General features: G+C 67.1%; 20 protein-coding genes, 1 tRNA gene and 1 other RNA gene. 13 read left to right on the top strand and 9 right to left on the bottom strand.

The window, feature by feature from the left end; all coding sequences use genetic code 11:
• Positions 1–4: 4 nt before the first annotated feature.
• From LDO13_RS02140 to LDO13_RS02125, 4 genes are all read right to left on the bottom strand, one after another.
• On the bottom strand, positions 5–946 hold the full coding sequence (locus tag LDO13_RS02140; RefSeq protein ID WP_224048442.1) for a phosphodiesterase: 942 nt from the start codon (positions 944–946) through the stop codon (positions 5–7).
• Positions 947–1,142: 196 nt separating this feature from the next.
• A complete protein-coding gene (gene fdhA / locus LDO13_RS02135; protein ID WP_224048441.1) occupies positions 1,143–2,354 on the bottom strand; it encodes a formaldehyde dehydrogenase, glutathione-independent in 1,212 nt (403 codons plus the stop codon).
• A gap of 224 nt (positions 2,355–2,578) precedes the next feature.
• Positions 2,579–3,064: a glutathione peroxidase gene (locus LDO13_RS02130; protein ID WP_224048440.1), complete on the bottom strand. Its 486-nt coding sequence runs from the start codon at positions 3,062–3,064 to the stop codon at positions 2,579–2,581.
• Between the two features lie 109 nt (positions 3,065–3,173).
• The gene (locus LDO13_RS02125) at positions 3,174–4,658 is read right to left on the bottom strand and encodes a M23 family metallopeptidase (RefSeq protein WP_224048439.1); all 1,485 of its coding nucleotides are present in this window, start codon (positions 4,656–4,658) and stop codon (positions 3,174–3,176) included.
• Positions 4,659–4,839: 181 nt separating this feature from the next.
• Between LDO13_RS02125 and LDO13_RS02120 the strand changes: the two genes are divergently transcribed.
• Positions 4,840–5,751, top strand: coding sequence for an oxygenase MpaB family protein (locus LDO13_RS02120; RefSeq protein ID WP_224048438.1), 912 nt, complete (start codon positions 4,840–4,842; stop codon positions 5,749–5,751).
• Positions 5,752–5,881: 130 nt separating this feature from the next.
• On the opposite strand, the gene LDO13_RS02115 is transcribed toward LDO13_RS02120, so the two are convergent.
• Positions 5,882–5,966, bottom strand: a tRNA-Ser gene (locus LDO13_RS02115).
• 227 nt (positions 5,967–6,193) lie between these two features.
• On the opposite strand from LDO13_RS02115, the gene ffs reads away from it, so the two are divergent.
• The 5 genes from ffs (at position 6,194) to LDO13_RS02090 (ending at position 12,301) form a co-directional block, all read left to right on the top strand.
• Positions 6,194–6,290: signal recognition particle sRNA small type (gene ffs, locus LDO13_RS02110), an RNA gene on the top strand.
• 27 nt (positions 6,291–6,317) lie between these two features.
• Positions 6,318–9,389, top strand: a complete 3,072-nt coding sequence (locus LDO13_RS02105; protein ID WP_224048437.1) for a DNA polymerase III subunit gamma and tau — start codon at positions 6,318–6,320, stop codon at positions 9,387–9,389.
• 51 nt (positions 9,390–9,440) lie between these two features.
• Positions 9,441–10,040, top strand: coding sequence for a recombination mediator RecR (gene recR, locus LDO13_RS02100; RefSeq protein WP_069950546.1), 600 nt, complete (start codon positions 9,441–9,443; stop codon positions 10,038–10,040).
• 89 nt (positions 10,041–10,129) lie between these two features.
• On the top strand, positions 10,130–10,708 hold the full coding sequence (locus tag LDO13_RS02095) for a GNAT family N-acetyltransferase (protein ID WP_263422140.1): 579 nt from the start codon (positions 10,130–10,132) through the stop codon (positions 10,706–10,708).
• Positions 10,709–10,942: 234 nt separating this feature from the next.
• Entirely contained in the window at positions 10,943–12,301 is a 1,359-nt protein-coding gene (locus tag LDO13_RS02090) for an aspartate kinase (protein WP_224048435.1), read from the top strand.
• A gap of 97 nt (positions 12,302–12,398) precedes the next feature.
• On the opposite strand, the gene LDO13_RS02085 is transcribed toward LDO13_RS02090, so the two are convergent.
• Positions 12,399–12,632 (bottom strand): hypothetical protein, encoded by a 234-nt coding sequence (locus tag LDO13_RS02085; protein ID WP_224048434.1) that lies wholly within the window; start codon positions 12,630–12,632, stop codon positions 12,399–12,401.
• Positions 12,633–12,754: 122 nt separating this feature from the next.
• Entirely contained in the window at positions 12,755–12,988 is a 234-nt protein-coding gene (locus LDO13_RS02080; RefSeq protein ID WP_224049862.1) for a hypothetical protein, read from the bottom strand.
• Positions 12,989–13,069: 81 nt separating this feature from the next.
• Here LDO13_RS02080 and LDO13_RS02075 point away from each other — a divergent pair, with 81 nt between their 5' ends.
• The 4 genes from LDO13_RS02075 to LDO13_RS02060 are packed head-to-tail and all read left to right on the top strand — an operon-like array spanning position 13,070 to position 15,454.
• A complete protein-coding gene (locus LDO13_RS02075; protein WP_224048433.1) occupies positions 13,070–13,543 on the top strand; it encodes a MarR family transcriptional regulator in 474 nt (157 codons plus the stop codon).
• A gap of 27 nt (positions 13,544–13,570) precedes the next feature.
• The gene (locus LDO13_RS02070; protein ID WP_224048432.1) at positions 13,571–14,122 is read left to right on the top strand and encodes an SSI family serine proteinase inhibitor; all 552 of its coding nucleotides are present in this window, start codon (positions 13,571–13,573) and stop codon (positions 14,120–14,122) included.
• Positions 14,106–15,077, top strand: coding sequence for a 3-methyladenine DNA glycosylase (locus tag LDO13_RS02065; protein WP_224049861.1), 972 nt, complete (start codon positions 14,106–14,108; stop codon positions 15,075–15,077). The genes LDO13_RS02070 and LDO13_RS02065 overlap by 17 nt, the downstream gene beginning before the upstream one ends.
• The gene (locus LDO13_RS02060; RefSeq protein ID WP_224048431.1) at positions 15,074–15,454 is read left to right on the top strand and encodes a serine protease inhibitor; all 381 of its coding nucleotides are present in this window, start codon (positions 15,074–15,076) and stop codon (positions 15,452–15,454) included. The genes LDO13_RS02065 and LDO13_RS02060 overlap by 4 nt, the downstream gene beginning before the upstream one ends.
• A 99-nt stretch (positions 15,455–15,553) precedes the next feature.
• On the opposite strand, the gene LDO13_RS02055 is transcribed toward LDO13_RS02060, so the two are convergent.
• Together LDO13_RS02055 and LDO13_RS02050 are read right to left on the bottom strand one after the other, a co-directional pair.
• Positions 15,554–18,643: a S8 family serine peptidase gene (locus LDO13_RS02055; protein WP_224048430.1), complete on the bottom strand. Its 3,090-nt coding sequence runs from the start codon at positions 18,641–18,643 to the stop codon at positions 15,554–15,556.
• Positions 18,644–18,965: 322 nt separating this feature from the next.
• Positions 18,966–19,151 (bottom strand): hypothetical protein, encoded by a 186-nt coding sequence (locus tag LDO13_RS02050; protein ID WP_224048429.1) that lies wholly within the window; start codon positions 19,149–19,151, stop codon positions 18,966–18,968.
• 296 nt (positions 19,152–19,447) lie between these two features.
• Between LDO13_RS02050 and purS the strand changes: the two genes are divergently transcribed.
• Genes purS through purL form a run of 3 tightly spaced genes read left to right on the top strand, consistent with a single transcriptional unit; the run spans position 19,448 to position 22,795 of the window.
• Entirely contained in the window at positions 19,448–19,699 is a 252-nt protein-coding gene (gene purS, locus LDO13_RS02045) for a phosphoribosylformylglycinamidine synthase subunit PurS (protein ID WP_056427643.1), read from the top strand.
• 1 nt (position 19,700) lies between these two features.
• Positions 19,701–20,459: a phosphoribosylformylglycinamidine synthase subunit PurQ gene (purQ, locus tag LDO13_RS02040; protein WP_224048428.1), complete on the top strand. Its 759-nt coding sequence runs from the start codon at positions 19,701–19,703 to the stop codon at positions 20,457–20,459.
• On the top strand, positions 20,456–22,795 hold the full coding sequence (gene purL / locus LDO13_RS02035) for a phosphoribosylformylglycinamidine synthase subunit PurL (RefSeq protein ID WP_224048427.1): 2,340 nt from the start codon (positions 20,456–20,458) through the stop codon (positions 22,793–22,795). The genes purQ and purL overlap by 4 nt, the downstream gene beginning before the upstream one ends.
• The last annotated feature ends 4 nt before the right edge of the window (positions 22,796–22,799 follow it).

Here is a 22,799-nt window from a genome sequence, read left to right as displayed (position 1 = left end):
GCCCTCAGTTTCTGGCGGTCAGCCGCCGGTGGCCGGTGATCCTGGCCTGGTCCTCGAGCTTCGCCTTGCCCGGGATACGGATTCCTGCCGCCAAGATCCTCCGCTGGACTTCCGCGGCGGTGACCAGCTCGCCGACAGCCGGTGTGTCGCCGAGCAGGACCACGGAGTGCACAATCGTGTGTTCGTAGACGTGGACGAGGTTGAACGCCTGGCCGCCGTCGCGTCCGCGGGTTCCGCCCACCGGAACGTTGAGGTCCTGCGTGTAGCACGTGGCTGACGCGACGGAGACCGGGATCCCGGCGAAGGTCGCCGTCGTCGAGTAGTGCAGGTGGCCGCCCAGGATGGCCCGGACGTCGGAGTTCCGCAGGACCCCGGCGAGTGCCGACTGGTCCCGCAGCTCCACCAGGACGGCGAGGTCCAGGACCGAGGGCACCGGCGGGTGGTGGAGGGCAAGGATCGTTCCGTCCGGGGCGGGGGTGGCGAGTTCAGCCTCGAGCCACTCCAGCTGTGCAGGGCTCAGCTCGCCGTGGTGGAAGCCTGGAACCGAGGTGTCGAGAGTGATGATCCGCAGCCCGTTGACGAAGTAGGTGTGGTCCACGGGCGCATCGTCCGCCGGGAGGTCCAGCAGGCCGGTGCGGAAGTTTTCCCGGTTGTCGTGGTTTCCCATAGCCCAGATGACTTTCGCGCCCAGCGCCTGGCAGGCGGGCTCGACGATGGCCCGCAGCTTCGCGTAGGCCTCAGGTTCGCCCCGGTCGGCGAGGTCGCCGGTGAAGATCACTGCTTCGGGGCGGGCGCCGGAGGCCTGCACTTCGTCGAAGAGTTGTCGGAGCAGGGCGTCGCTGTCGACCACACCGTGCAGCGGTGCCGTACCTCCCAGCAGATGGGGGTCACTCAGATGGAGTAGAAAATGACGTGGCCGGGGGTGCTCGGCCTCGATGGGCTCCATTGCTACCTTCCTGGTTGGGTGGAGGCTGTAGCCCCCGACTTCCCTCTCAGTAATGTCTATCCAATCAGACATTCGGCCAACAATGCGCAAACTCCAGTAGGCATGTTTGAAAAGACGGCAACAACGAGTAATCCGGCGGACACATACCTGCCCCGGTATGTGTCCGCCGGACCCTGCTTACTCAGGTACCTGGCGGCTAGCTCAGGTAGCCGTTCGGGTTCAGCACGTACTTCGTGGCCGCGCCGGCGTCGAACTCCGCGTAACCCTTCGGCGCGTCCTCCAGCGCGATCGCCTTCGCGTTGACGTTCTTGGCGATGTGGACCTTGTCATGCAGGATCGCCATCATCAGCTGGCGGTTGTACTTCATCACCGGACACTGGCCGGTGGTGAAGCTCAGCGACTTGGCCCAGCCGGTGCCAAGGCTGAGGGAGAGCGCGCCCTTCTTGGCCGCCTCGTCGATGCCGCCCGGATCCCCGGTGACATAGAGTCCCGGGATGCCGAGCGCTCCGCCGGCCGCGGTAATCTCCATCAGCGAGTTGAGCACCGTTGCCGGAGCTTCCTTGGCGTCGTGGCCGTGACCCCTGGCCTCGAAGCCGACGGCGTCGACGCCGCAATCGACTTCCGGGACGCCCAGCAGCTGTTCGATCTGCTCGGCGGGCCCGCCCTGGGTCAGGTCCACGGTTTCACAGCCGAAGCTGCGCGCCTGGGCCAGCCGGTCAGCGTTCAGGTCCCCAACAATAACGACGGCGGCGCCCAGCAGCTGGGCGCTTGTGGCCGCAGCCAGCCCGACCGGGCCGGCTCCCGCGACGTAAACCGTGGAGCCGACTCCTACACCGGCGGAGACGGCGCCATGGAAGCCGGTGGGGAAGATATCCGACAGCATCGTCAGGTCCATCATCTTCTCGAGGGCCTGGTCCTTGTCCGGGAACTTCAGCAGGTTCCAGTCCGCGTACGGCACCAGGACGTAGTTCGCCTGGCCACCGACCCAGCCGCCCATGTCGACATAGCCATAGGCGCTGCCGGGGCGGTCAGGGTTGACGTTCAGGCAGATGCCCGTCTTCCGCTCCTTGCAGTTGCGGCAGCGTCCGCACGCGATGTTGAACGGGACGGAGCAGATGTCCCCTACCTTGATGAATTCGACGTCCGGTCCGACCTCCACCACTTCGCCGGTGATTTCATGGCCGAGGACCAGGTCCGAGGGGGCTGTCGTGCGGCCACGGACCATGTGCTGGTCGGAGCCGCAAATGTTCGTGGCAACGGTTTTGAGGATTACGCCATGGCGCACCGAACGGCCCACGTTGGCGGGGTTGACCCCCGGACCGTCTTTGAGTTCGAAGCTGGGGTAGTCAATGTCGATAAGTTCGACCTTGCCCGGCCCCTTGTAGGCAACGGCTTTGTTCCCTGTCATCACTTTCCTCCTGGTTTCACGGACCCCCAATAAGAGTGTCCAGTTGTGATTCACGAAGCGTGCTGATGCACCGTCCCCCGGCTCTCGGCGGCTGCACCGCCGATGCCCGGACGCGCGTCGGCGCCATGGGCGTGCCCGGTTTTCTTGGAAGGTCCGGCCAGTCTAGGCGGTAAGCATGCTTAGGGATAGGGGCCGTTGGCCCCTTGTGGTCTGGGAGTCTGCTCTCAGCTGAGAGCGGACTGAACCGCCTCAATGACCTCCGGCGCGTCCGGCTCCACCGTGGGGGCGAAACGGGCCACGACGTCGCCGTCGCGGTTCACCAGGAACTTCTCGAAGTTCCATTTCACTAGCCCCGGCAGGACGCCGTTCCGGAATTTGGTGAGTTCGGCGTAGATCGGATGCTGATTCTTGCCGCGGACATTGGCTTTGGTGGTCAGCGGGAAGGTGACGCCGAAGTTCCGTTCGCAGAATTCGGCGATCTCGGCGTCGGCGGCGGGCTCCTGGCCCGCGAACTGGTTGCAGGGGACACCGAGCACCTGAAAGCCCTGGTCACGGAACCTGTTGTGGAGGGCCTCAAGTCCTGCGTACTGCGGAGTGAACCCGCACTGGGATGCGACGTTCACCACCAGCACCACTTCGCCCTTGAAGCGGCCAAAGTCGGTGTCCGTACCGTCGATCAGGGTGAGCGGGATGGTGTGGAGAGCGGTCATGGAGGGTTCCTTGCGAATTCGTCGGAGTGAAGATCGTGTCCGGAGGGTGTCCGGAATTGGTCACGACAGTCATTCGACGCCAACGCCCGAGGGTATGGGTTTATGCCTGCTACGGTCCGGGTGTCAACGACGGGTCCGTGGTCGCCGACGGTTCAGTGGACTGCGTGGGCGGTGCAGGTGCCGACGTGGGCTCCGGCGCGGGCGGCGGTGGCGCCGGTGGCGCCGGTTCCACGACGGGCGGCGGCGGCGCAGGCTCCTCAACGGGCGGCGGTGGCGGCGGTTCCACAGCGGGAGGCGGCGGCGCGGGCTCCACAACGGGCGGTGGCGGTGGCGGTGGCGGTGGCGGTGGCGGCGCAGGCTCCTCAATGGACGGGAGCGGCGGCACTGTCGGCGCGGTGGGCTCCGGCGACGGAGTCTGCGTCGGCGTTTCCGTAGGTGGCGGCGTTGTGGTGCCGGGCGCCGTGGTCGGCGGCGGGTCGCCAGGGGTCGGGGTGTCGCTCGGCGGCTCGGAGCCACCCGGCGCCGTGGTTTCCCCTGTTGATCCGCTCGACGGCTCGCTGGGTTCTGGCGTTGGCGTGTCCCACCGCGTCTTCGTCGGCGAGAGGGAGTCCCCGGTCGACGGAGTGGGGGTGGCCGCGGCAGAGGTGGAGAACGGTGTGCTGGCCCACGCCGAGGCGGGCGATTCGTGGGCTCCGCCGGCCACCACGTGAGTCCCTTCTTCGGACACCGGGATCGCCCAGCCGAGGGATGTGTTGGACGGCTTGCCGGCGTCGGGTGCGTAGCTGGTCATGTCGATGGTGCCCAGCTGGTCCGTCTGCTTGATCGGCAGCAGCGTCCAGTCGTGCGGGTTCTTGTGGGAGCCGTTCAGGATGGTCTCAAAATGCAGGTGGCAGCCGGTGGACGATCCGGTGGTTCCCACCCGGGCAATGACCTCGCCCACCCGTACCGAGTCGCCCTTCTTGACGGCGATCGCTTCGAGATGGTTGTAGGTGGTGATGAGCCCATTGCCGTGGTCGATTTCCACGCGGTTCCCGCCACCCCACGGGTGCCAGCCCACTGCCCGCACAACTCCGGAGTCGGCCGAATAGACACGTGTGCCACAAGCCGCGGCGTAGTCCTGCCCCCAGTGGAATTCACCCGCTGTCCCCGTGATGGGGCTGGTCCGCAGGCCGAACGGCGAGGACTCCGAAAGCGATTCGAGCGGCGCCATAAGGAAGCCTTCCGCCGGCCGCTTTAGCCCGGCGGACGCAACATTGAGTTCACCCGGAACACCATCTTTGGAGGTCGTCTCGACTGTGGACCGGGTGTAGGCCACGAGCGCCAGGGTGTCCGCGGTGAAAGAGGACGAGGCCAGGGCCTCGGCGCCCGAGCCGGTCGGGGCGCCGGTGGTTCCCGGGTCCAGGACGCCGGGTCCCACAACGCCGGAGGCCGGAGACGGGGACGGCGTAACAGCGAGTCCGGCGCCGGACAGACCCTGGACTCCGAAGGTCAGGACCGCCAGTGAAAGGCAGAAGCCCCCGGACAAACAGCGCACGGCGGTGATACGCGCCCTGACTGCCTGCTCACTCGATGAGGTTCCCCAGTGTTTTCCCACGACGTGACTCCTGCACTCTGTCCGCCAGTCCCCTGGTTCGCGGACTCACTTTCTTATGGGACCACAATCGGGCGGCACTGGGAACCGTAAAAACTACCCCTTTCAAACTCGAGTGGTGGCCCAGTAGTACTGGGCATGGGGGCAAGTACCGGCCCTGGCAGCGTTGGGCGGAGAATGGAGCATGCGCAATCTCCTGAGGGAATGGCAGGCCGAACTCAAGCAGACGTTTACCGGAACCCGGGACACCGTGCCGGAGTGGGTGCCGCGGCTGGCGGAAGGCGACGATCCTGGCTACCACCGGCCGGGTTCCGCGGTCTGGGCCGTCCATGGGGACATGCCGACGATTGTGGCCGGCATACGGGCCCTGCTGATGCAGGCGCTTCATCCTGGCGCACTGGCCGGTGTCCACGACCACTCCCGGTTCCGGGAGGATCCACTGGGCCGGCTTGCTGGAACCATCCGCTGGATCTTCACAGTGTCCTATGGATCAACCGCCGCGGCCCGTGCAGCCTCCGACTGGGTGCTCCGCCTGCACGGATCCGTGCGCGGGGACTACGTGGACGGGCACGGGATTCCCCGCAGCTATGCGGCGAATGATCCGGAACTTCTCCGCTGGGTCCATATTGCATTCACCGATGCTTTCCTCTCGGCACACAAGATCTGGGGCCGGCCCATCCCCGGCGGTCCCGATGCCTACGTGCGCGAGTGGGCGCAGGCCGGCGAGCTGATGGGGGTTGACGCGCCGCCGCGCAGTGAGGAGGACATGCGCCGGCAGCTGGACCACTGGTACGACGCCGGCGAGCTCCGTTCCGACGAAAGGGTCGCCGAGACTGTGGCGTTTATCCGCAATCCGCCGCTCCATCCCGCGCTCAGGCCGGGCTACCGGGTGCTCTTCGCGGCGGCCGTGGTGAGCCTCCAGCCCAAGTACCGCGCGCTGCTGGGCCTCCGGACCGCACGGCTGGGCCCTCTCCCCCTGCCCGTGCGCCTGGCCACCAAGGTGACACTCGGCGTCGTCCATCTTGCCCTGGGCCGGACCGGACCCAGCGAGCAGGCTGCCCGGGCCCGGCTCCGCAGGCTGGGCTACCGGGCCTGAAGGCGGATGCGGACCGCGTCCGGGCCAGGCTTCCGGGTTGTTGGCCAGCACCCCGCATTTGGCTGCTCACCCGCTTTCCGGGGCAGCCCGGACACAAAAAGGCCCCGGTCCAAGGGACCGGGGCCAACCGCGGAGAATGGGGGATTTGAACCCCCGAGGGCGTTAACCCAACACGCGTTCCAGGCGTGCGCCATAGGCCGCTAGGCGAATTCTCCAGTAGCTTCTGAATCAAAAGCAGATACTAGACTACCTGAACTTCCCGGCATCGCCCAATTGGCCCCTCGGACCCCCGCGCCACGGGACATGCCCCGCCCCCGACGCAGCCGGTGGACATAGTCCAGCCATGCGCACTCCCAGCCGCCAGGAAGGGGCATGTCCCACTGGAAAATCCGGGCCCACGGCGCACGATTCGGGGCACACTCAATCGTCGGGTAAACTTGCTGACGGCCCCTCATGTGGCGTCATCCTGTTGAACTCCCCCAGGACCGGAAGGTAGCAAGGGTAAATGGGCTCTGGCGGGTGCATGAGGGGTCTTTTATGTCTGTGCCGATTGGTAGGGTTTAGCTGTGACTGTTACTACCGCTCTTTACCGTAGATACCGCCCCGATTCGTTCGCGGACGTTATCGGGCAGGAACACGTCACCGAGCCGCTGATGACGGCCCTGCGCAAGAACCGCGTGAACCACGCCTACCTCTTCTCGGGCCCCCGCGGTTGCGGAAAAACCACCTCGGCCCGCATCCTGGCCCGTTGCCTCAACTGCGCCGAAGGCCCCACGGACACCCCCTGCGGCAAATGCCCCAGCTGCATTGAGCTCGCCCGCGGCGGCTCCGGTTCCCTCGACGTCATCGAAATCGACGCCGCCAGCCACGGCGGCGTGGACGACGCCCGTGACCTGCGTGAACGGGCCACCTACGCACCCGTCCGTGACCGCTACAAGATCTTCATTATCGACGAAGCCCACATGGTCACGTCCGCCGGGTTCAACGCGCTGCTCAAGATCGTCGAAGAACCGCCGGAACACATCAAATTCATCTTCGCCACCACGGAGCCGGACAAGGTCATCGGCACTATCCGCTCCCGCACGCACCACTACCCGTTCCGGCTGGTGCCGCCGGAGCCGCTCATGGCTTATCTCGAGCTGCTCTGCCAGCAGGAGAACGTCCCCGTGGCGCCCGGCGTGCTCTCGCTCGTCATCCGCGCCGGCGGCGGTTCCGTGCGCGACTCGCTCTCCGTCCTGGACCAGCTCATGGCCGGCGCCGGACCAAACGGCCTGGACTACGAACTCGCCGTCGCCCTCCTGGGCTACACCCACGCCTCCCTGCTGGACGACGTCGTGGAGGCGGTGGCCGCGTCCGACGCCGCCACCGTGTTCCGCGCGGTGGACCGGGTCATCCAGACCGGACATGACCCCCGCCGCTTCGTGGAGGACCTGCTCGAGCGCTTCCGGGACCTCATCATCGTCCAGGCCATGCCGGAAAGCGCCCAGTCGATCCTCCGCGGCATGCCCGCTGACCAGATCGCGCGCCTCCAGAACCAGGCCCACAACCTCGGCGCCGCCGAGCTGTCCCGGGCAGCGGATGTCACCAACACCGCCCTGACGGAGATGACGGGCGCCACATCGCCGCGGCTGCACCTCGAATTGCTCTGCGCCCGCATCCTGCTGCCGTCCTCCGAGCAGACTGAGCGGGGAATTGCCGCCCGCATCGATCGTGTGGAGCGTCGCCTGAATTACGCCGGGAACGACGTCGGGGCTCCCGCCACGGCACTCCCGGCTCCGGCGCTTTCTGTTCCGGCAACCGCGGTTCCGGCCGCTGCCGCCACGCCGGCGCCGGCGCCGGTTCCGGCCGCTGCAGCTCCGGCGGCCGCGGCACCTGCCCTGGCCCCTGCGCGTGACGCCGAACCGGCCCGGGAAACGCTCACCCCTCCGCGTGTCAGCACGGGCGACTGGCCCGTCGACGAGCCAGCGGCGGCCAGCCGTGTCCCTTCCGGGAAGGCCACCTCACCTGTTGCGCCCGCGCCGGTGCAGCCAGCGCCGGCAGCCGTTGCGTCATCCGCTCCCGCCGGCACGACCCCTGCGCCGTCTGCGCCGGCCGCGCCAGCTCCGGTCCAGAACCAGCCGGCACCGTCGGCTCCTGCTGCAGCGCCCGCCGCGGCCGGCGCCGGGTCCGGTCCCGACGTCGAGGTCCTCCGCCGTGCCTGGCCGGAGATCCTGCAGACGCTGACCAAGATCAAGCGGAGCACGTGGGCCCTCGTCGAACCGAATGCCCAGGTGGGCCACTTTGAGGACCACGTCCTGACGCTCGCCTTCACCACCTCCGGGCTGGCCGGCGCGTTCGGCCGGGCGGACCACTCCGAGAACCTGCGGCAGGCGATCCACAAGACGATTGGCATCGAGTGCCAGATCACCGCAGTGGCCGGCGGAAGCAACAGCGCAGCGAGCTCTGAGCCAAACCCAAAAGCACCCGTTAGCCGGGACGTCCCGGCCACGGCTACCGACGTTGACTGGGGCCTGCCCCCGGCCGATGCCCCGGCTCAGTCCACCCCCGCCCAATCCGTCCCGTCCAACCCCGGACCGCCGCAGACGGTGCGCACCGCACCGGCGCCGCCGACCCCGGCTGCCGTCATTCCGGACGCGCCTGCTGCCCCGGTTGCTCCTGCTGCCCACGCTCCTGCCCAGCAACCCGAAGCTCCGGTCGCCCCGGTGCAGGCACCCGCTTCCCAAGCGCCGTCCCCCGCCCCGGAGGCTGTTGCCCCCGGGGTAACCCCGTCCACCGCTCCGGCAACCGAACCGCAGGTAACGCCGTCTGAGGCCGCCGGGTCCTACGCTTACCCCGACGATGACTGGGGCCCGCCGCGCGACGAGGATGCTCCGCCGCTGGACGAGGAGCCGCCCATGGACTGGGATCCGTCGGCGCCCGCCGTCGCGCGGCCCGTCCAGCCGGCCGCCGCGTCCGCCGGCCAACGGAAGGCCTCGCCGGCTCGTTCCCGCGCTGCGTCCAAGCAGCCCCAGGCCAGTGACCCGGCCCCCCAGGAGCCGGACACCGCCAACGACCCGTGGGCCCGCGCTGTCGAGGAGGCCCCGGGGATCTGGGCGGTCGGCACGGCTTCCAACGTCGGGAGCCACCGCCCGGAGGAGTCGGTGACGCCCGAGCCCACGCCTGAGCCGGAACCGCCGCACTACGAACCCGCGGCGGCCCAGGTCCCGCATTACGCCGCAGCGGTGTCGGCTTCCGCCGCCTATGAGCCCGTGGAGTCATCATCGAACGGCTGGGGAGACTCCGCCGAGTTGGTACCGGCCGGCGTCGCGCCGGCTTCAGCCTCAGCGGGCGCTGCCCTCGCCACAGCGGCACCGTCAACAATTGCGGCCCCGGCATCCCAGACTGAGCCAACGGCGACGGGCCGGCAAAGCCTCTACCAGCGGCTGTCCAACAGCCCCGAAGCCGAAGCCGGACGTGCCAAGGCGCCGGCCCGCGCCGCTGCCGCCACCACCACGTATGTCCAGGACATCCCGAGCGCGGACGACGAAACGATCGAGGAATCGGGCGTCTTCGGACGGGCCGCCGTCGAACGTATCCTGGGCGGGAAACTAGTGGAGGAGCGGTCACTGGACGGAAGCCCGCTCCCTCCGCGCTTCTAGCCGCCCCGCCGGGCCCGCCGCCCGTCATCACCCCAAACGAACGAGGACATTGTGTACGAAGGTGCAGTTCAAGAGCTGATTGACGAGCTCGGACGCCTTCCCGGAGTCGGTCCCAAGTCCGCCCAGCGGCTGGCTTTCCACATCCTTGAGGCCGACCCGCAGGACATGAAGCGGCTCGTGGACGCCATCACCACAGTCAAGGAACGGGTCAAGTTCTGCACGGTGTGCGGCAACGTGACGGAGCAGGAACTGTGCAACATCTGCCGCGACCCGCGCCGGGACCCCTCAATAATCTGCGTCGTCGAAGAATCCAAGGATGTCCTCGCCGTCGAACGCACGCGCTCGTTCCGCGGCCGGTATCACGTGCTGGGCGGGGCGATTAACCCCATCGCCGGCATCGGCCCGGAGCAGCTCCGGATCCGCGAACTCCTCACCCGGCTCAACGACGGCGCCATCCAGGAAATCATCATCGCGACCGACCCCAACCTGGAGGGCGAGGCCACGGCCACCTACCTCGCCCGTATGCTCAAGTCGATCGGCATCGCCGTCACCCGGCTGGCATCGGGCCTGCCGGTGGGAGGCGACCTTGAGTATGCCGACGAAGTCACCCTCGGCCGCGCCTTCGAGGGCCGCCGCAACGCTTTGAGCTGAGCGGAGTCCAACCCATGTCCCGGCCGGCCCCGATCCACACCGAACGCCTGGTGCTGCGCCCAGTCGCAGTGGAAGACGCGGCGGCGGTCATGCGATTCCGTAGCGACCCTGTGGCCACGCAGTATCTGTCCCACGAACCCTTGGGTCCCGAGGAGAATATCGCCAGGCTGGTCCGGGTGGTTGGTGCCGCTGAAGCGTCCGGCGTGGATTGGTTCAACTTCGGCTGGGCCATTGAGCTCCGCGAGACGGGCGAGGTCATCGGTGACGGCCGGACATGGAACTCGGAAGAGCCGCCGGCGCCGGGCAAGATACCCGCCGACTGCGGGAGCCTCGGGTATGTCCTCCATCCCGACCACCACGGCCGTGGTCTGGGCCGCGAGGCAGCGGGCGCCCTGGTCAACTGGCTCTTCGAAGAACGCGGAACACAAACGGTGTTCGCGGGAGTGTATGAGCCCAATCTCCCCTCCCGACGGCTCTTGGCCGGCCTGGGCTTCCGGCAAGACCGCCATTTCTCAGCCTCGCAGGACACAACGGGCAAGAAACTTCCGTCCCGGCGCTACAGACTGGACCGGCCTTCCCTCCCGGCCGGCCCCCGAACCGGGCGCTCCGCCGTCCCGAGACAACCCGCAATGGACATGCCCAGCGCACACGCCCAGGAATGGACATAGTGCCAATATGTCCGTCCGCCGACCCTGGCGGAGGGCAAGCGCAGACGGGCGGGAGCGCATGTCCAGTCGTGGCCCGCGGCGGAGGGCATGTCCGGCGGAGCCGGAGCCCAGGTGTCTGGCATACGGTCACAATTCAGCAACCGGGGCCCCGCGGCGATAAACTGGGCGGAGAAGTTACGCCGTCGCGCCGTTTGGTTGCTTGGCCCATAACCCCGATCCAGTGAGGGTGCGCGCATGAGTTTGCCCATTACCGAAGTCCACCCCGGACCGCAGCCACAGGAGCTGCCCGTCTCTGCCAGCACCACGAAACATCTTGTGGTGAAGAAGTTCGGCGGTTCCTCCGTGGCGGACGCGGAGGGCATTAAGCGCGTGGCCCGGCGGATCGTGGATGCCCAGAACGCAGGCGACGAAGTGGTCGTCGTCGTGTCCGCCATGGGCGACACCACCGACGAGCTCCTTGACCTCGCATCGCAGGTCACCGATTCTGCCCCGGCCCGGGAAATGGACATGCTCCTTTCCGCCGGGGAACGCATTTCCATGGCGCTGCTCGCCATGGCCATCAACAAGTTCGGCGCCTCGGCCCAGTCCTTCACCGGCTCGCAGGCCGGCATGATCACCGACGGCATCCACGGCAAGGCCCGGATCATCGACGTCGACCCGCACCGCATCCGCACGGCCCTTGATAAGGGGCATGTTGCGATCGTCGCGGGGTTCCAGGGCATGAGCCGCACCACCAACGAAGTTACGACCCTGGGCCGCGGCGGCTCGGACACGACGGCGGTGGCGCTGGCAGCCGCCCTCGACGCAGATGTGTGCGAAATCTTCACCGACGTCGACGGGATCTACACCGCCGATCCGCGCGTTGTCCCGTCCGCCCGAAAGATCGACCGGATCTCCAGCGAGGAGATGCTCGAACTAGCGGCGTCCGGCGCCAAGATCCTGCACCTGCGCTGCGTCGAGTACGCGCGACGCTTCGGTGTGCCCCTTCACGTCCGGTCCTCATTCAGCCAGAACGAAGGCACCTGGGTTCTGCCCGGCGCCGACGACAAGATCACAACCCAACAGGGAGTCGCCTTGGAGCAGCCAATCATCTCCGGAGTTGCACACGACCGTTCGGAGGCCAAGGTTACGGTTGTCGGTGTTCCCGATATCCCCGGCAAGGCCGCAGCGATCTTCCAGGTCATCGCCGATGCGCACTCAAACATCGACATGATCGTCCAGAACGTCTCCACCCACGGCACCGGCCGGACCGACATTTCCTTCACGCTGCCGATCGTCGAGGGCGCAGATGCCCTGGCCGCCCTGCACGCCGCGCAGGACCGGATCGGCTTCGAGAGCATCGAGTACAACGAGAAGATCGGCAAGCTGTCGCTGATCGGCGCCGGCATGCGCTCCCACCCGGGCGTCTCGGCGCGGTTCTTCGCGGCGCTTTCAGAAGCAGGCATCAACATCAACATGATCTCGACGTCTGAGATCCGGATTTCCGTCGTCACGCACGCGGACCTTCTGGACGACGCGGTGCGCGCCATCCACAAGGCCTTCGACCTGGACAGCGAAGACGAGGCGACGGTTTATGGCGGTACCGGCCGCTGAGCCACCCCGCTGGCACCACGACTTAACTGACAAAGGGAGCGGCGTCCGCCGCTCCCTTTGTCATGCCCCCGGTGTTCTCTCCCCAGCTCGTCGCTGTTCAGACTTCCTCTTTGGGGAGGTCTTCCTTCCGGACCGCGTAGCGATGTCCCTGCGCATCGGTCTCCACTTCGAAACCGGCAAGGTCCGTTGCAGAGGCCTGCTCGTAGTCGTCATGTTTGTGCACGACCGGCGCGGCGGGGTCTCCCCGCGAGGCCGGGCCGAAAAGGAAGCGTGCCCACGAGGACGGGTGCAGGTGCTGCCTCAGTGCAGCTTTCCTCAGAGCAAGTGCCACAATTCCCACCCCCTCTCCAGCCTTGGAGTCATGCGGAACGGCTGTGCCAGTGCCCTCATTTTACGCCCGACGGCGGGAAAAGGCATGGGCGGCGGCGGGCCGGAACGCAGTCCACAGCCTCGCTAGCGCAACGACTTGTCCCCGGGGTCGCGGGGCACGACGTAAGTGCTGCCGTCGGGGCGGCGCAGTGTCTCCCACTGCATGGTTTCGGCTTCGCGCTGGGCCAGCAACTGCCTGTTCTGCTCCGTCATCTCGTGGCCAAGGGCGCTGCGGTTGGCGGGTCCGAAAATCATCCGCAATTTCCCCATTTTGTGCATGAACCTCTGGGAGGCGTTTCCGGTGCTTTCCTCTGCCATCACTATCCACTCCTAAGAACAAGACGTTCCCATCAGTGTACGCTAATGATTAGTGCACTAACTATCTACGGGAGGGCCCACATGACAGATGTGACCGAACAAACCCAGGATGACCTCCTGCTGGAACACCAGCTCTGCTTCGCCCTCACTGTGGCCTCCCGCAGTGTCGTCGGCGCCTACAAACCGGTCCTGGACAAGCTGGGGCTGACCCATCCCCAGTACCTCGTGATGCTGTGCCTTTGGGAATCAAGCCCGCGTTCCGTTCGCGACATCAGCGGCGCCCTCGCCCAGGAGCCGGCGACCATCTCGCCCCTGCTGCGCCGTCTGGAAACGGCCGGGCTCATCACCCGCCAGCGTGTTCCCGGTGACGAGCGGACCCTGGCCGTGGGCCTGACTCCACAAGGCGCAGCGCTCCGGCAACAGGCCACGGCCGTGCCGGGTACCATGATGGACCGGCTGGGCCTGACCCGCGAACAGGTCACCCACCTGCATGCCGCCATGATGGATCTGATTGCGGCCACACAGACCGTCCCCGAGGACCCGGCCCGGCGGTAGACTGGGCAAAACACAGGAGGTCAGCTGATGCGCAAGCTATTGAGCCACGCGGCACTGGTTCTGATGGTGGCGGCCGGGCTGGCGGCCTGTTCCCCAGGCGGCGGGCCCGCCCCGACGGCAACCGCGCCCACTGGCACGGAGAGTCCGTCCGCGACGGGCACCCCGTCGCCGGACACCGAGACCAAGACCCCTGCCCCCTCGCCGTCCGCCGCGCCCGTGACCTCCGGCCCCGGGCAGGGCAACGCCGAACTCTCGATTATGGTCAAGCCTTCCGAGACCGGCACCCCCGCGAACTTCACCCTGGTCTGCGTCGACGGCGTCCCCGCCGCTGAAAGCCAGCATCCCAACGCTGCCGCGGCCTGCCTCGCCCTGAAGACCAACGCCGCAATCCTCAGCCCTGCGCCCCGGCCCACGGACCAGGCCTGCACCATGCAGTACGGCGGCCCGCAGCTGGCAACAGTGACCGGCGTTGTGGACGGCCGGCCGGTCGAAACGAACTTCAGCCTGCGCGACGGCTGCGAGATCGCCACCTGGAACGCCGCCAAGGACGTCCTTGGCACCACTGGCGGAGCTGTCTAAGCTGCAACACCTCCGCCAGGACGACTGGCTGACCCGCCAGGCCGCCCATCAGACGCGTGTCCGGCGCTATGCCGACCCTTACCTCGCCCGGAGGTCGGCGGGCAAGAAGCACCCGGTCGAGGACTTCCTCTTCACCTACTACACGCAGAAGCCGGGCAAGCTGATGCGCTGGCACCCGGGCGCCGGCGCCGTGTTGTCCGGGCCCGCCGCGGCCGAGCGGACCACCTGGAAGTACTACCGCATGCCCGACGACGGCGAACTCGCCGCCGCCGGGCTGCCGGCCGGCACCCCCGCTGTCACGGTCGACGTCGAAGCATTCGTGCGGGACCGCCGGGACGCCCTGCAGTTCGCCGGGATCATCCTGGCCGGGACTGCGGCGAGGCCGGCCCAGTTCGGCTGCTTCGGGCTGCACGAATGGGCGATGGTCTACCGGCAGGACAAATTCGAGCTCCGGCATGAATACCTCCAGCTGCGGCTCGGCCCCGGACGGACCGACGAGGTCGTGGAAGAGAACAGGATCCGCTGCTCGCACTTCGACGCCTTCCGGTTTTACACCCCGGATGCCGTGCCGCTGAACAGCCTGGAACCGAGCCGCGAGAACCAGCGGGCCATGGAACAGCCGGGCTGCCTGCACGCCAACATGGACCTGTACAAGTGGGCCTACAAACTGGCGCCGCTGCTCCCCAGCGAGCTCGTGATGGACTGCTTCGAGCTCTCCTGGCGGATCAGGGCCATGGACATGCAGGCGTCCCCCTATGACCTGAAGGCGTGGGGGTATCCCGCCATCCTGATCGAGACCCCCGAAGGCAAGGCCGAGTACGTCGAGTACCAGCGGGCTTTTTCCGCCGAATCGCAGGAGCTGCGGCAGCGCCTGCTGCGGGAACTGTCGCCCTTGCTCCAGTTGGCGGGTTCCGTCCGGAACCCAGCCCCCGAAAGCCCGGAAGGACCACAATGACAGCCGCTCACGATAGTCACCGCCGCCACGAGATCGACCTGACCGTCCGCCTGACCGAGGCCCCGGGCGCCCCGGAATACGTGTTCCGGCTGGCGGCCAGCAACGGCGCCCTTGCCGATGAGTGCACGCTGCCGGATTCCGCGGCCGCCCTGGCGGCAGTGGAGCGGCACGGGGAGGACATCTTCTTCCCCAAGCCCGGTCCGCCGAAGATGTGCACCCAGCAGTATGGGGGCCCGCAGGTGGCCGTGGTGACCGGTTGGTTCCTGGGCAGGGAGGTCACCAGCCAGTTCAGCCGCACCGACGGCTGCGAGATTGCCCGCTGGCGCACCATGGCGCCGCTGCTGGGCGGGGTTGCAGGCTCCACCGGGGCAATTTGAGCCCGCGGAACCCCGCAGGCGTCACCACTTAACAGGCAAAGGCAATGGCCGGCGGTGCGAACCGCCGGCCATTGCCTTTGTTGTCAGGTTTAGTTGCGCCTAGATTGCGTAGTTGGGCCGCTCAAGCTCCTGGTTCTGGAACTTGGACTGCGCAGCTGCGCTGCCTGAAGTCGGCGCCACGGAGGCAACGCCTGCAGCATTCACGACGAGGCTGACAAACGTCGGCTCGCTGGCACCGGCAAAGGTGATCCGACCGATGTAGGAGCCGGGCTTCAGACCCAGCCAGTTCAGCGTGATCTTGCCCGTTTCACCGTTCGGCAGCACCAGCGGGTTCGGCGTGATGGTCGCATTGTTCTCGTTGGCACCGAGGATCGCGGCATCAACGCTTGCCTTCGTGGCCTTGCCGCCCGCGCTGGAGTACAGGTTCGCGTAAATCGTGTAGTCGCCTGCGGCCGGGTTCGAGATCGACAGTGTCTCGCTGGACGACGACGTCGCCACCTGCTCGACACCACCGGGCGTGACGACCCACATGTCGAAGTCCGCGGCCGGGTCGGAGGAGATGACCGAGAACTTGGCCAGCGGAGCACCGGCCTTGACTGTCACCTTCTTGACGTAGGTCGAGGCATCGGGGCGGCCAGCGAACGGACCGGGGACCAGCTCCACGGCAGAGGAATCCGCCTTGGACAGGCCGTCGAGGGTCATGTTGATCGGGCTGCTCGAGCCGGACACAACGCTGATGTCGCCCGAACCGGTGCCGGCCTCGGTGCTCAGGAAAACATCCTTCGCGGCGACGACAGACTGCGGCCGGACTGCGATCGGCGAGGTGACGGTCTTTCCTGCACCCTCCCAGCTCATCGAACCCATGGCGAACTTGCCCAGGGCAGCGTTCTTGTTCTCAAAGGTGACCTTGAAGGTCTTCTTCTCGCCGGCGGCCTTGAAGTTCAGGGCTGCCGGAGCCACGTTGACCTGGATTCCGGGCACGTTGGCTTTGACCTTGTAGACGCCCGGGGTGAGGGCGGTGACCGTGCGGGTAACCTCGATCTTGCCGGTGAGGTTGCCCAGCGAGAAGGACGCAACGTTCATGTCGCGCGGCAGCGTGCTGGACGGCAGGCCGAGGTTGATCCCGGTGCCCTGGATGAACTTCCAGTAGTCCTCTTCGTTGGCGTCGTAGACAAGACCCGGGTCGACCATGCGTGCCGGATCCACCTGGCCCGCGCCCGTGGCGTGGACGTCGGTGTTCTTGGAGCCATCAGCGTTCACGACGTTGCCGGCTGTGGTCATCATGGCGGACTTGACCGTTGCCGGGGACCACTTCGGGTTCTTGCCCAGGAGCAGCGCGCCGAAGCCTGCGACGTGAGGTGCTGCCATGGAGGTACCGGACATAAACCCGAACTTTGCGCCGTCAGCGCCGATCGGCGAGACACCGGCGAGGACTGCAACGCCCGGAGCCGCAACATCAGGCTTCAGCAGGTCCGAATCGGTGGCCAGCAGCGGCCCTCGGGAGGAGAAGCCGGCGATCTGCGGCTGCGCCTCCAGCGGGAGTCCGGTGGTGTCCTTGTTGACCAGGGAAACCTTGATGTCCGGGGTGGCAGTTACCTTGGCCTTGATGGCCTCGGTGGCCGGCGGGTTCACGTGGACAGTCGGGACTGCGTGCTGATCGGTGTCCAGCGAGGAATTGCTCAGGTTCACCAGGATCATGCCGACGCCGCCGCCGCGGGCGACCTCGGCGCTCTTGGCGACGCGGTCGACAACGCCGCGGTCGCAGACGACGACCTTGCCGGCGACCTTCGCCGGGTCCAGGGTGCCGGGACCGCACAGGGCCGGGTTCGACGGCGGGGTCGCCGCGGCCGCGTTGACAGCCAGCACAACGCCGGCGTCCTTGACTTCCTTGTTCATGATGCTGGCGCCGCGGAACTTGGTGCCGTCAGCGAATTCAACCGTGCCCTGAAGCTCCTGGGAGAAGCTGCTGGCCGCAACCGTGGTGACCCAGGGGCCGCCGTGGTTGACAGTACTGGCCGTCGGACCGGAGTTGCCGGCCGAAGCGGCGACGAAGATGCCTGCGGAGGCAGCGTTCAGGAAGGCAATCGAGACCGGGTCAATAACGGACGTTGCGGAACCTGAGATCGAGTAGTTCAGCACGTCGACGCCGTCTTTGACGGCACGGTCGACGGCGGCAACGGACGAGGAGCTGTAGCAGCCGCCCGTGTTGGGGTCGGTGTCTTCCCAGCAGACCTTGTAAACGGAGAGCTTGGCGGCCGGCGCTACGCCGCTCGTCAGGCCGAAGCTGCGCCCGTCGACGAAAGTCTCGACGTTGGCGTTGCCCGCCGAGGTGCTTGCCGTGTGGGTGCCGTGGCTGGCGACATCGACCGGAGAGAGCAGTTCTTCCGGAGCGCGGTTGCCCGGGGGCGTGAACTTCAGGAAGTCCTCGGCGAAGTAGTGCGCGCTCAGGACCTTGGAGTTACAGGCAGAACCGTCGAAGTCCTGGCCCTTCTGGCACTCACCGATAAAGGTGTCGCCGTCGGACTTGAGCATTGCGATCTTGCCGTCCGCCGTCCGGTACGGCACACCGACGACAGGCTGGCCGACGAGGGGCTTGACCTCTTCCCCGGCGAAGAACGCGCTGGACGGGGTGTAGCCGGTGTCGATGACGCCGACGACGACGCCCTTGCCGGCGCCGTCCTGGCCGCCGAACTTCGTGTTCCAGGTTCCGTTGGCTCCGCTGAGCTTCAGGAAGTCGGTGCTGGAGTAGTCCGGAGCGTTTTCCGTGTCAGGGGCAACCGTCAGTACGCTGGGGTCCTTGGCCAATTTGAGGGCCTGGTCCGCGGTGAGGTTGGCGCTGAAGCCGTTGAGGACGGCGGTGAACTGCCGATTGATCTGGACGTTCTGCGTGCCCGCGACGTCGGCCTGCTTCTTTTCGAGGTGCGCCTCGTACTTCTTGACTTCGGCCCTGTTGGTGTCGAGCTTCTTGCCCGATTCCGGCTTGGTTGACGCGAGGCCGGGCGTGCCGCCGTCATACGTGGCTGCCGGCTTCTCGGTCAGGACAACGATGTAACGGCCGTCCTTATAGCTGCTGGCATCCAGATTCTTCTGGGCCACCGCCGCAACGGCGGAACCCTGCACTGGGGCCGCGGTGGCGGGCGAGATCGCGACTGTCGACAAGAGCACCGGCAAGCCCAGGGTCAGTGCCACGGCCCTCCGGAGTCCCCCGCTTCGAAGGAAGCTCTTTCCTGGTGTATTCACGTGTTGTTGAACCTTTCATAAGGAACGGTCCCGACGTTGCTGCCGGGTCAAGGGACTGGCAGGACAGAAAGAGCTGAGACTCTCAGGGCCCCGACGGATACCAGCCGATTCATACAGTACAGACTGAGAGCCAGTTATGACATAGAACACAAAGGGTAAATCAAAATTTGTCACACCCTTCGACAGAACTCCCGCGGCCGGCGGGGTGAAAGAGGGTGGCGAAGGCCCCGCGGAGCCACGCGCACGCGGGCGCGGGGCCGCTCCGGGCCGGCTACTGCCGGGGCGTCCGGACAACCTCGCTGATCCAGGCGCGGGTCTTCGCATCGACCGGCCCGGCCACATTGCTCTGCCGGGCCCTGCGGTCCGCTTTGATCTTCTGCAGGACCATCCGTCCAAGTCCCGCGAACACAGCGGCGGCAACAACGGGCAACAGCACAGATTTCGATTTCTCAGACATAAGCACATGCTACTGACGGGGCACAGGGGTGACCATAGCGTCGCCGCAGGTCACCCGCGTGACAACGCCGGACAGCGGGGAGCGTTCCGGCCGGCCGCCCCGGCAACCGGGCGGGCAACGTTCACACTCCCGGCCGAATGCGGCCGGGAGCACTGGGGCCGGTAGAATAGGCATGCAAGCTCGCGGAGCGCCCTTTCACGCTGTATTCACCACACTGTCCTCACACACAGCGGATCGGCGTGAGACGGCACCCTCCGCTGCGCCCTTACCCAATGCTCACGCACAGGAGTTGCCGGATGCCCCGGATCGTTGTCGACGTCATGCCCAAGCCCGAGATTCTCGACCCGCAGGGGAAGGCCATCGTGGGTGCACTCCCCCGGCTGGGCTTCACCGCTTTTAGCGCTGTCCGCCAGGGGAAGCGCTTTGAACTCACCGTCGACGGCGAGGTGACCGAGGAGATCCTGGCCCAGGCCCGGAACGCCGCGGAAACCCTGCTGTCCAACCCGGTCATCGAGGACGTCGTCAACGTCGAGGTCGTCGAGGCCTGAGATGACTGAACTCCCCCTGATCGGCGAGGCCATCGCCGTCGCGGCCCACCCGCAGCTCGCTGGTGCGAAGATCGGCGTCGTTACCTTCCCCGGCACCCTGGACGACCGCGACGCCGTCCGTGCGGTCCGCCTGGCCGGCGCCACGCCCGTGGCCCTCTGGCACGCAGACACCACCCTCGGCGACGTCGACGCCGTCGTCATTCCCGGCGGTTTTTCCTACGGCGACTACCTCCGCGCCGGGGCCATCTCCCGGTTCGCGCCGCTGATGTCCAGGATCATCGACGCCGCCAACTCGGACGCCAAGCTGCCGGTCCTGGGCATCTGCAACGGTTTCCAGATCCTCACCGAATCGCACCTGCTGCCCGGTTCGATGATCAAGAACGACCACCTGAAGTTCATGTGCCGCGACCAGGTCCTGCGCGTGGAGAACAACACCACCGCCTGGACCGGCGACTATGCCGTCGGCCAGGAAATCACTGTGCCGCTGAAGAACCAGGACGGCCAGTACATCGCCGACGAGAAGACCCTGGACGCCCTGGAGGCGGAGGGGCGGGTGGTGTTCCGCTACGTCGGCTGGAACCCCAACGGCTCGCGCCGCGACATCGCCGGCATCTCCAACGCCGCGGGCAACGTGGTGGGCCTCATGCCGCACCCGGAGCACGCCGTGGAGGCAGGGTTCGGCCCCGAAGACGGCTCCGGCACCGAAGGCCTCGGCTTCTTCACCTCTGTACTGAACAAGATCGTGGGAGACAACAAATGACGGAGACGTCGACGGGCCGGACGGCCGGCACCGCCACCGAGTCCAAGAAGTTCAACATCGACACCGTCGAGAACGCGGCCAAGACCCCGGACGTGGAGCTCCCCTGGGCCGAGCTGGGCCTGAAGCAGAACGAGTTCGACGAGGTCGTCAAGGTCCTGGGCCGCCGCCCCACCGGCGCCGAGCTCGCCATGTACTCCGTTATGTGGAGCGAGCACTGCTCCTACAAATCCTCGAAGAACCACCTGCGCCAGTTCGGCGACAAGGTGACCGACGAGATGAAAAAGGACATGCTCGTGGGCATCGGCGAAAACGCCGGCGTCACCAACCTGGGCGACGGCTGGGCCGTGACGTTCAAGATCGAGTCCCACAACTCGCCGTCGTTCGTGGAGCCCTACCAGGGCGCGGCAACCGGCATCGGCGGCATTGTCCGCGACATCATCTCCATGGGCGCCCGCCCGGTGGCCGTCATGGACCCGCTGCGCTTCGGCGCCATCGACCACCCGGACACCGCCCGCGTTATGCACGGCGCCGTGGCCGGGATTGGCGGCTACGGCAACTCGCTGGGCCTGCCCAACATCGGCGGCGAAATGGTCTTCGACTCCGTCTACCAGGGCAACCCGCTGGTCAACGCCCTGGCAGTCGGCGTGATGCGCCACGAGGACATCCGCCTCGCCAACGCCTCCGGCAAGGGCAACAAGGTGGTGCTCTTCGGTGCCCGCACCGGCGGCGACGGCATCGGCGGCGCCTCCGTGCTGGCCTCGGAGTCCTTCGACGACACCAAGCCGTCCAAGCGCCCCGCTGTCCAGGTGGGCGACCCCTTCGCCGAGAAGGTCCTGATCGAGTGCTGCCTCGAGCTGTTCAAGGGCTCCCTCGTGGAGGGCATCCAGGACCTCGGTGCCGCAGGCATTTCCTGCGCCACGTCCGAGCTCGCCTCCAACGGCGACGGCGGCATGGAAGTCGAGCTGACCTCGGTCCTGCTGCGTGACCCCACCCTGACCCCGGGCGAAATCCTGATGTCCGAGTCGCAGGAACGCATGATGGCCGTGGTCACCCCCGAGAACATCGCCGCGTTCGAAGCGGTCATGGACAAGTGGGCCGTGGAGTACTCCTGGCTGGGCGAGGTGACCGACACCGGCCGCCTGATCATCACGTGGGAAGGCGAAGTCATCGTCGACGTCGACCCGCGCACGGTCGCCCACGACGGTCCGGTCTACGACCGCCCCTACGCCCGCCCGGAGTGGCAGGACGCCGTGCAGGCCGATGTCTTCACCGGGTCCGTGCAGGATGCCGGACGCCCCTCAGCCCCGGCTGAACTGGCCGCCGCCATCACCGAACTCGTTGCCTCTCCGAACATGTGCAGCAAGTCCTGGATCACCAACCAGTACGACCGCTACGTCGGCGGCAACACCGCCATGGCGTTCCCGGACGACGCCGGAGTGGTCCGGGTGGACGAGGAAACCGGCCTTGGCGTGGCCCTGGCCACCGACGCCAACGGCCGCTACACCTACCTCGATCCGTACCACGGCGCGCAGCTGGCCCTCGCCGAGGCGTACCGCAACGTCGCCACCTCCGGCGCCGTGCCGATGGCGGTCAGCGACTGCCTGAACTTCGGCTCCCCCGAGGACCCCGACGTCATGTGGCAGCTCGCCGAAGCAATCCGCGGCCTGTCCGACGCCTGCATGGTGCTCGGCATCCCGGTCACCGGCGGCAACGTCTCGCTGTACAACCAGACCGGCACCACGCCCATCCACCCCTCCCCCGTGGTTGCTGTGCTCGGCAAGTTCGACGACGTCGCGCGCCGCACGCCGTCGGGCTGGAAGGAAGACGGCCAGGCCATCTACCTGCTCGGCACGACGGCGGCGGAACTGGACGGTTCGGAGTGGTCCAACATGCGCGGCCACCTCGGCGGGCTGCCGCCCAAGGTTGACCTGGCCGCCGAACGCGAACTGGGCGAGATCCTGATCAACGCCTCCCGCGACGGCATGGTGGACTCCGCTCACGACCTCTCCGAAGGCGGCCTCGCGGCAGCCCTCGTGGAGTCCTCGCTGCGCTACGGCGTGGGTGCCCGGATCGCCCTGCAGGACGTCCTGGACCGCGACGGGGTGGACCTGTTCACGGCGCTGTTCTCCGAGACGCAGGGCCGGGCCATTGTGGCCGTGCCCCGCTCCGAAGAGATCCGCTTCAAGGACATGTGCACCGCGCGCGGCTTCGCACACATCCGGATCGGCGTTGTGGACGCCGAGGGCGGCACGCTGGAGATCAACGGCGTCGAGACCCTGAACCTCGGGTCCCTCCGCGAAGCCCACGAGGCCACCCTGCCGAAGTACTTCGGCTAGTCCC

This window comes from Arthrobacter sp. NicSoilB4 (genome assembly GCF_019977335.1).
GTDB lineage: Bacteria > Actinomycetota > Actinomycetes > Actinomycetales > Micrococcaceae > Arthrobacter.
This window is presented reverse-complemented; position numbering and strand designations above follow the sequence as displayed.

What these genes read in the sequence shown, in the direction of transcription:
- LDO13_RS02140 (WP_224048442.1), bottom strand. Translation starts at nt 946, where the DNA reads ATGGAGCCCATCGAGGCCGAGCACCCCCGGCCACGTCATTTTCTACTC.
- fdhA (WP_224048441.1), bottom strand. Translation starts at nt 2,354, where the DNA reads ATGACAGGGAACAAAGCCGTTGCCTACAAGGGGCCGGGCAAGGTCGAA.
- LDO13_RS02130 (WP_224048440.1), bottom strand. Translation starts at nt 3,064, where the DNA reads ATGACCGCTCTCCACACCATCCCGCTCACCCTGATCGACGGTACGGAC.
- LDO13_RS02120 (WP_224048438.1), top strand. Translation starts at nt 4,840, where the DNA reads ATGCGCAATCTCCTGAGGGAATGGCAGGCCGAACTCAAGCAGACGTTT.
- LDO13_RS02095 (WP_263422140.1), top strand. Translation starts at nt 10,130, where the DNA reads ATGCGATTCCGTAGCGACCCTGTGGCCACGCAGTATCTGTCCCACGAA.
- LDO13_RS02090 (WP_224048435.1), top strand. Translation starts at nt 10,943, where the DNA reads ATGAGTTTGCCCATTACCGAAGTCCACCCCGGACCGCAGCCACAGGAG.
- LDO13_RS02080 (WP_224049862.1), bottom strand. Translation starts at nt 12,988, where the DNA reads ATGGCAGAGGAAAGCACCGGAAACGCCTCCCAGAGGTTCATGCACAAA.
- LDO13_RS02075 (WP_224048433.1), top strand. Translation starts at nt 13,070, where the DNA reads ATGACAGATGTGACCGAACAAACCCAGGATGACCTCCTGCTGGAACAC.
- LDO13_RS02070 (WP_224048432.1), top strand. Translation starts at nt 13,571, where the DNA reads ATGCGCAAGCTATTGAGCCACGCGGCACTGGTTCTGATGGTGGCGGCC.
- LDO13_RS02060 (WP_224048431.1), top strand. Translation starts at nt 15,074, where the DNA reads ATGACAGCCGCTCACGATAGTCACCGCCGCCACGAGATCGACCTGACC.
- LDO13_RS02050 (WP_224048429.1), bottom strand. Translation starts at nt 19,151, where the DNA reads ATGTCTGAGAAATCGAAATCTGTGCTGTTGCCCGTTGTTGCCGCCGCT.
- purS (WP_056427643.1), top strand. Translation starts at nt 19,448, where the DNA reads ATGCCCCGGATCGTTGTCGACGTCATGCCCAAGCCCGAGATTCTCGAC.
- purQ (WP_224048428.1), top strand. Translation starts at nt 19,701, where the DNA reads ATGACTGAACTCCCCCTGATCGGCGAGGCCATCGCCGTCGCGGCCCAC.
- purL (WP_224048427.1), top strand. Translation starts at nt 20,456, where the DNA reads ATGACGGAGACGTCGACGGGCCGGACGGCCGGCACCGCCACCGAGTCC.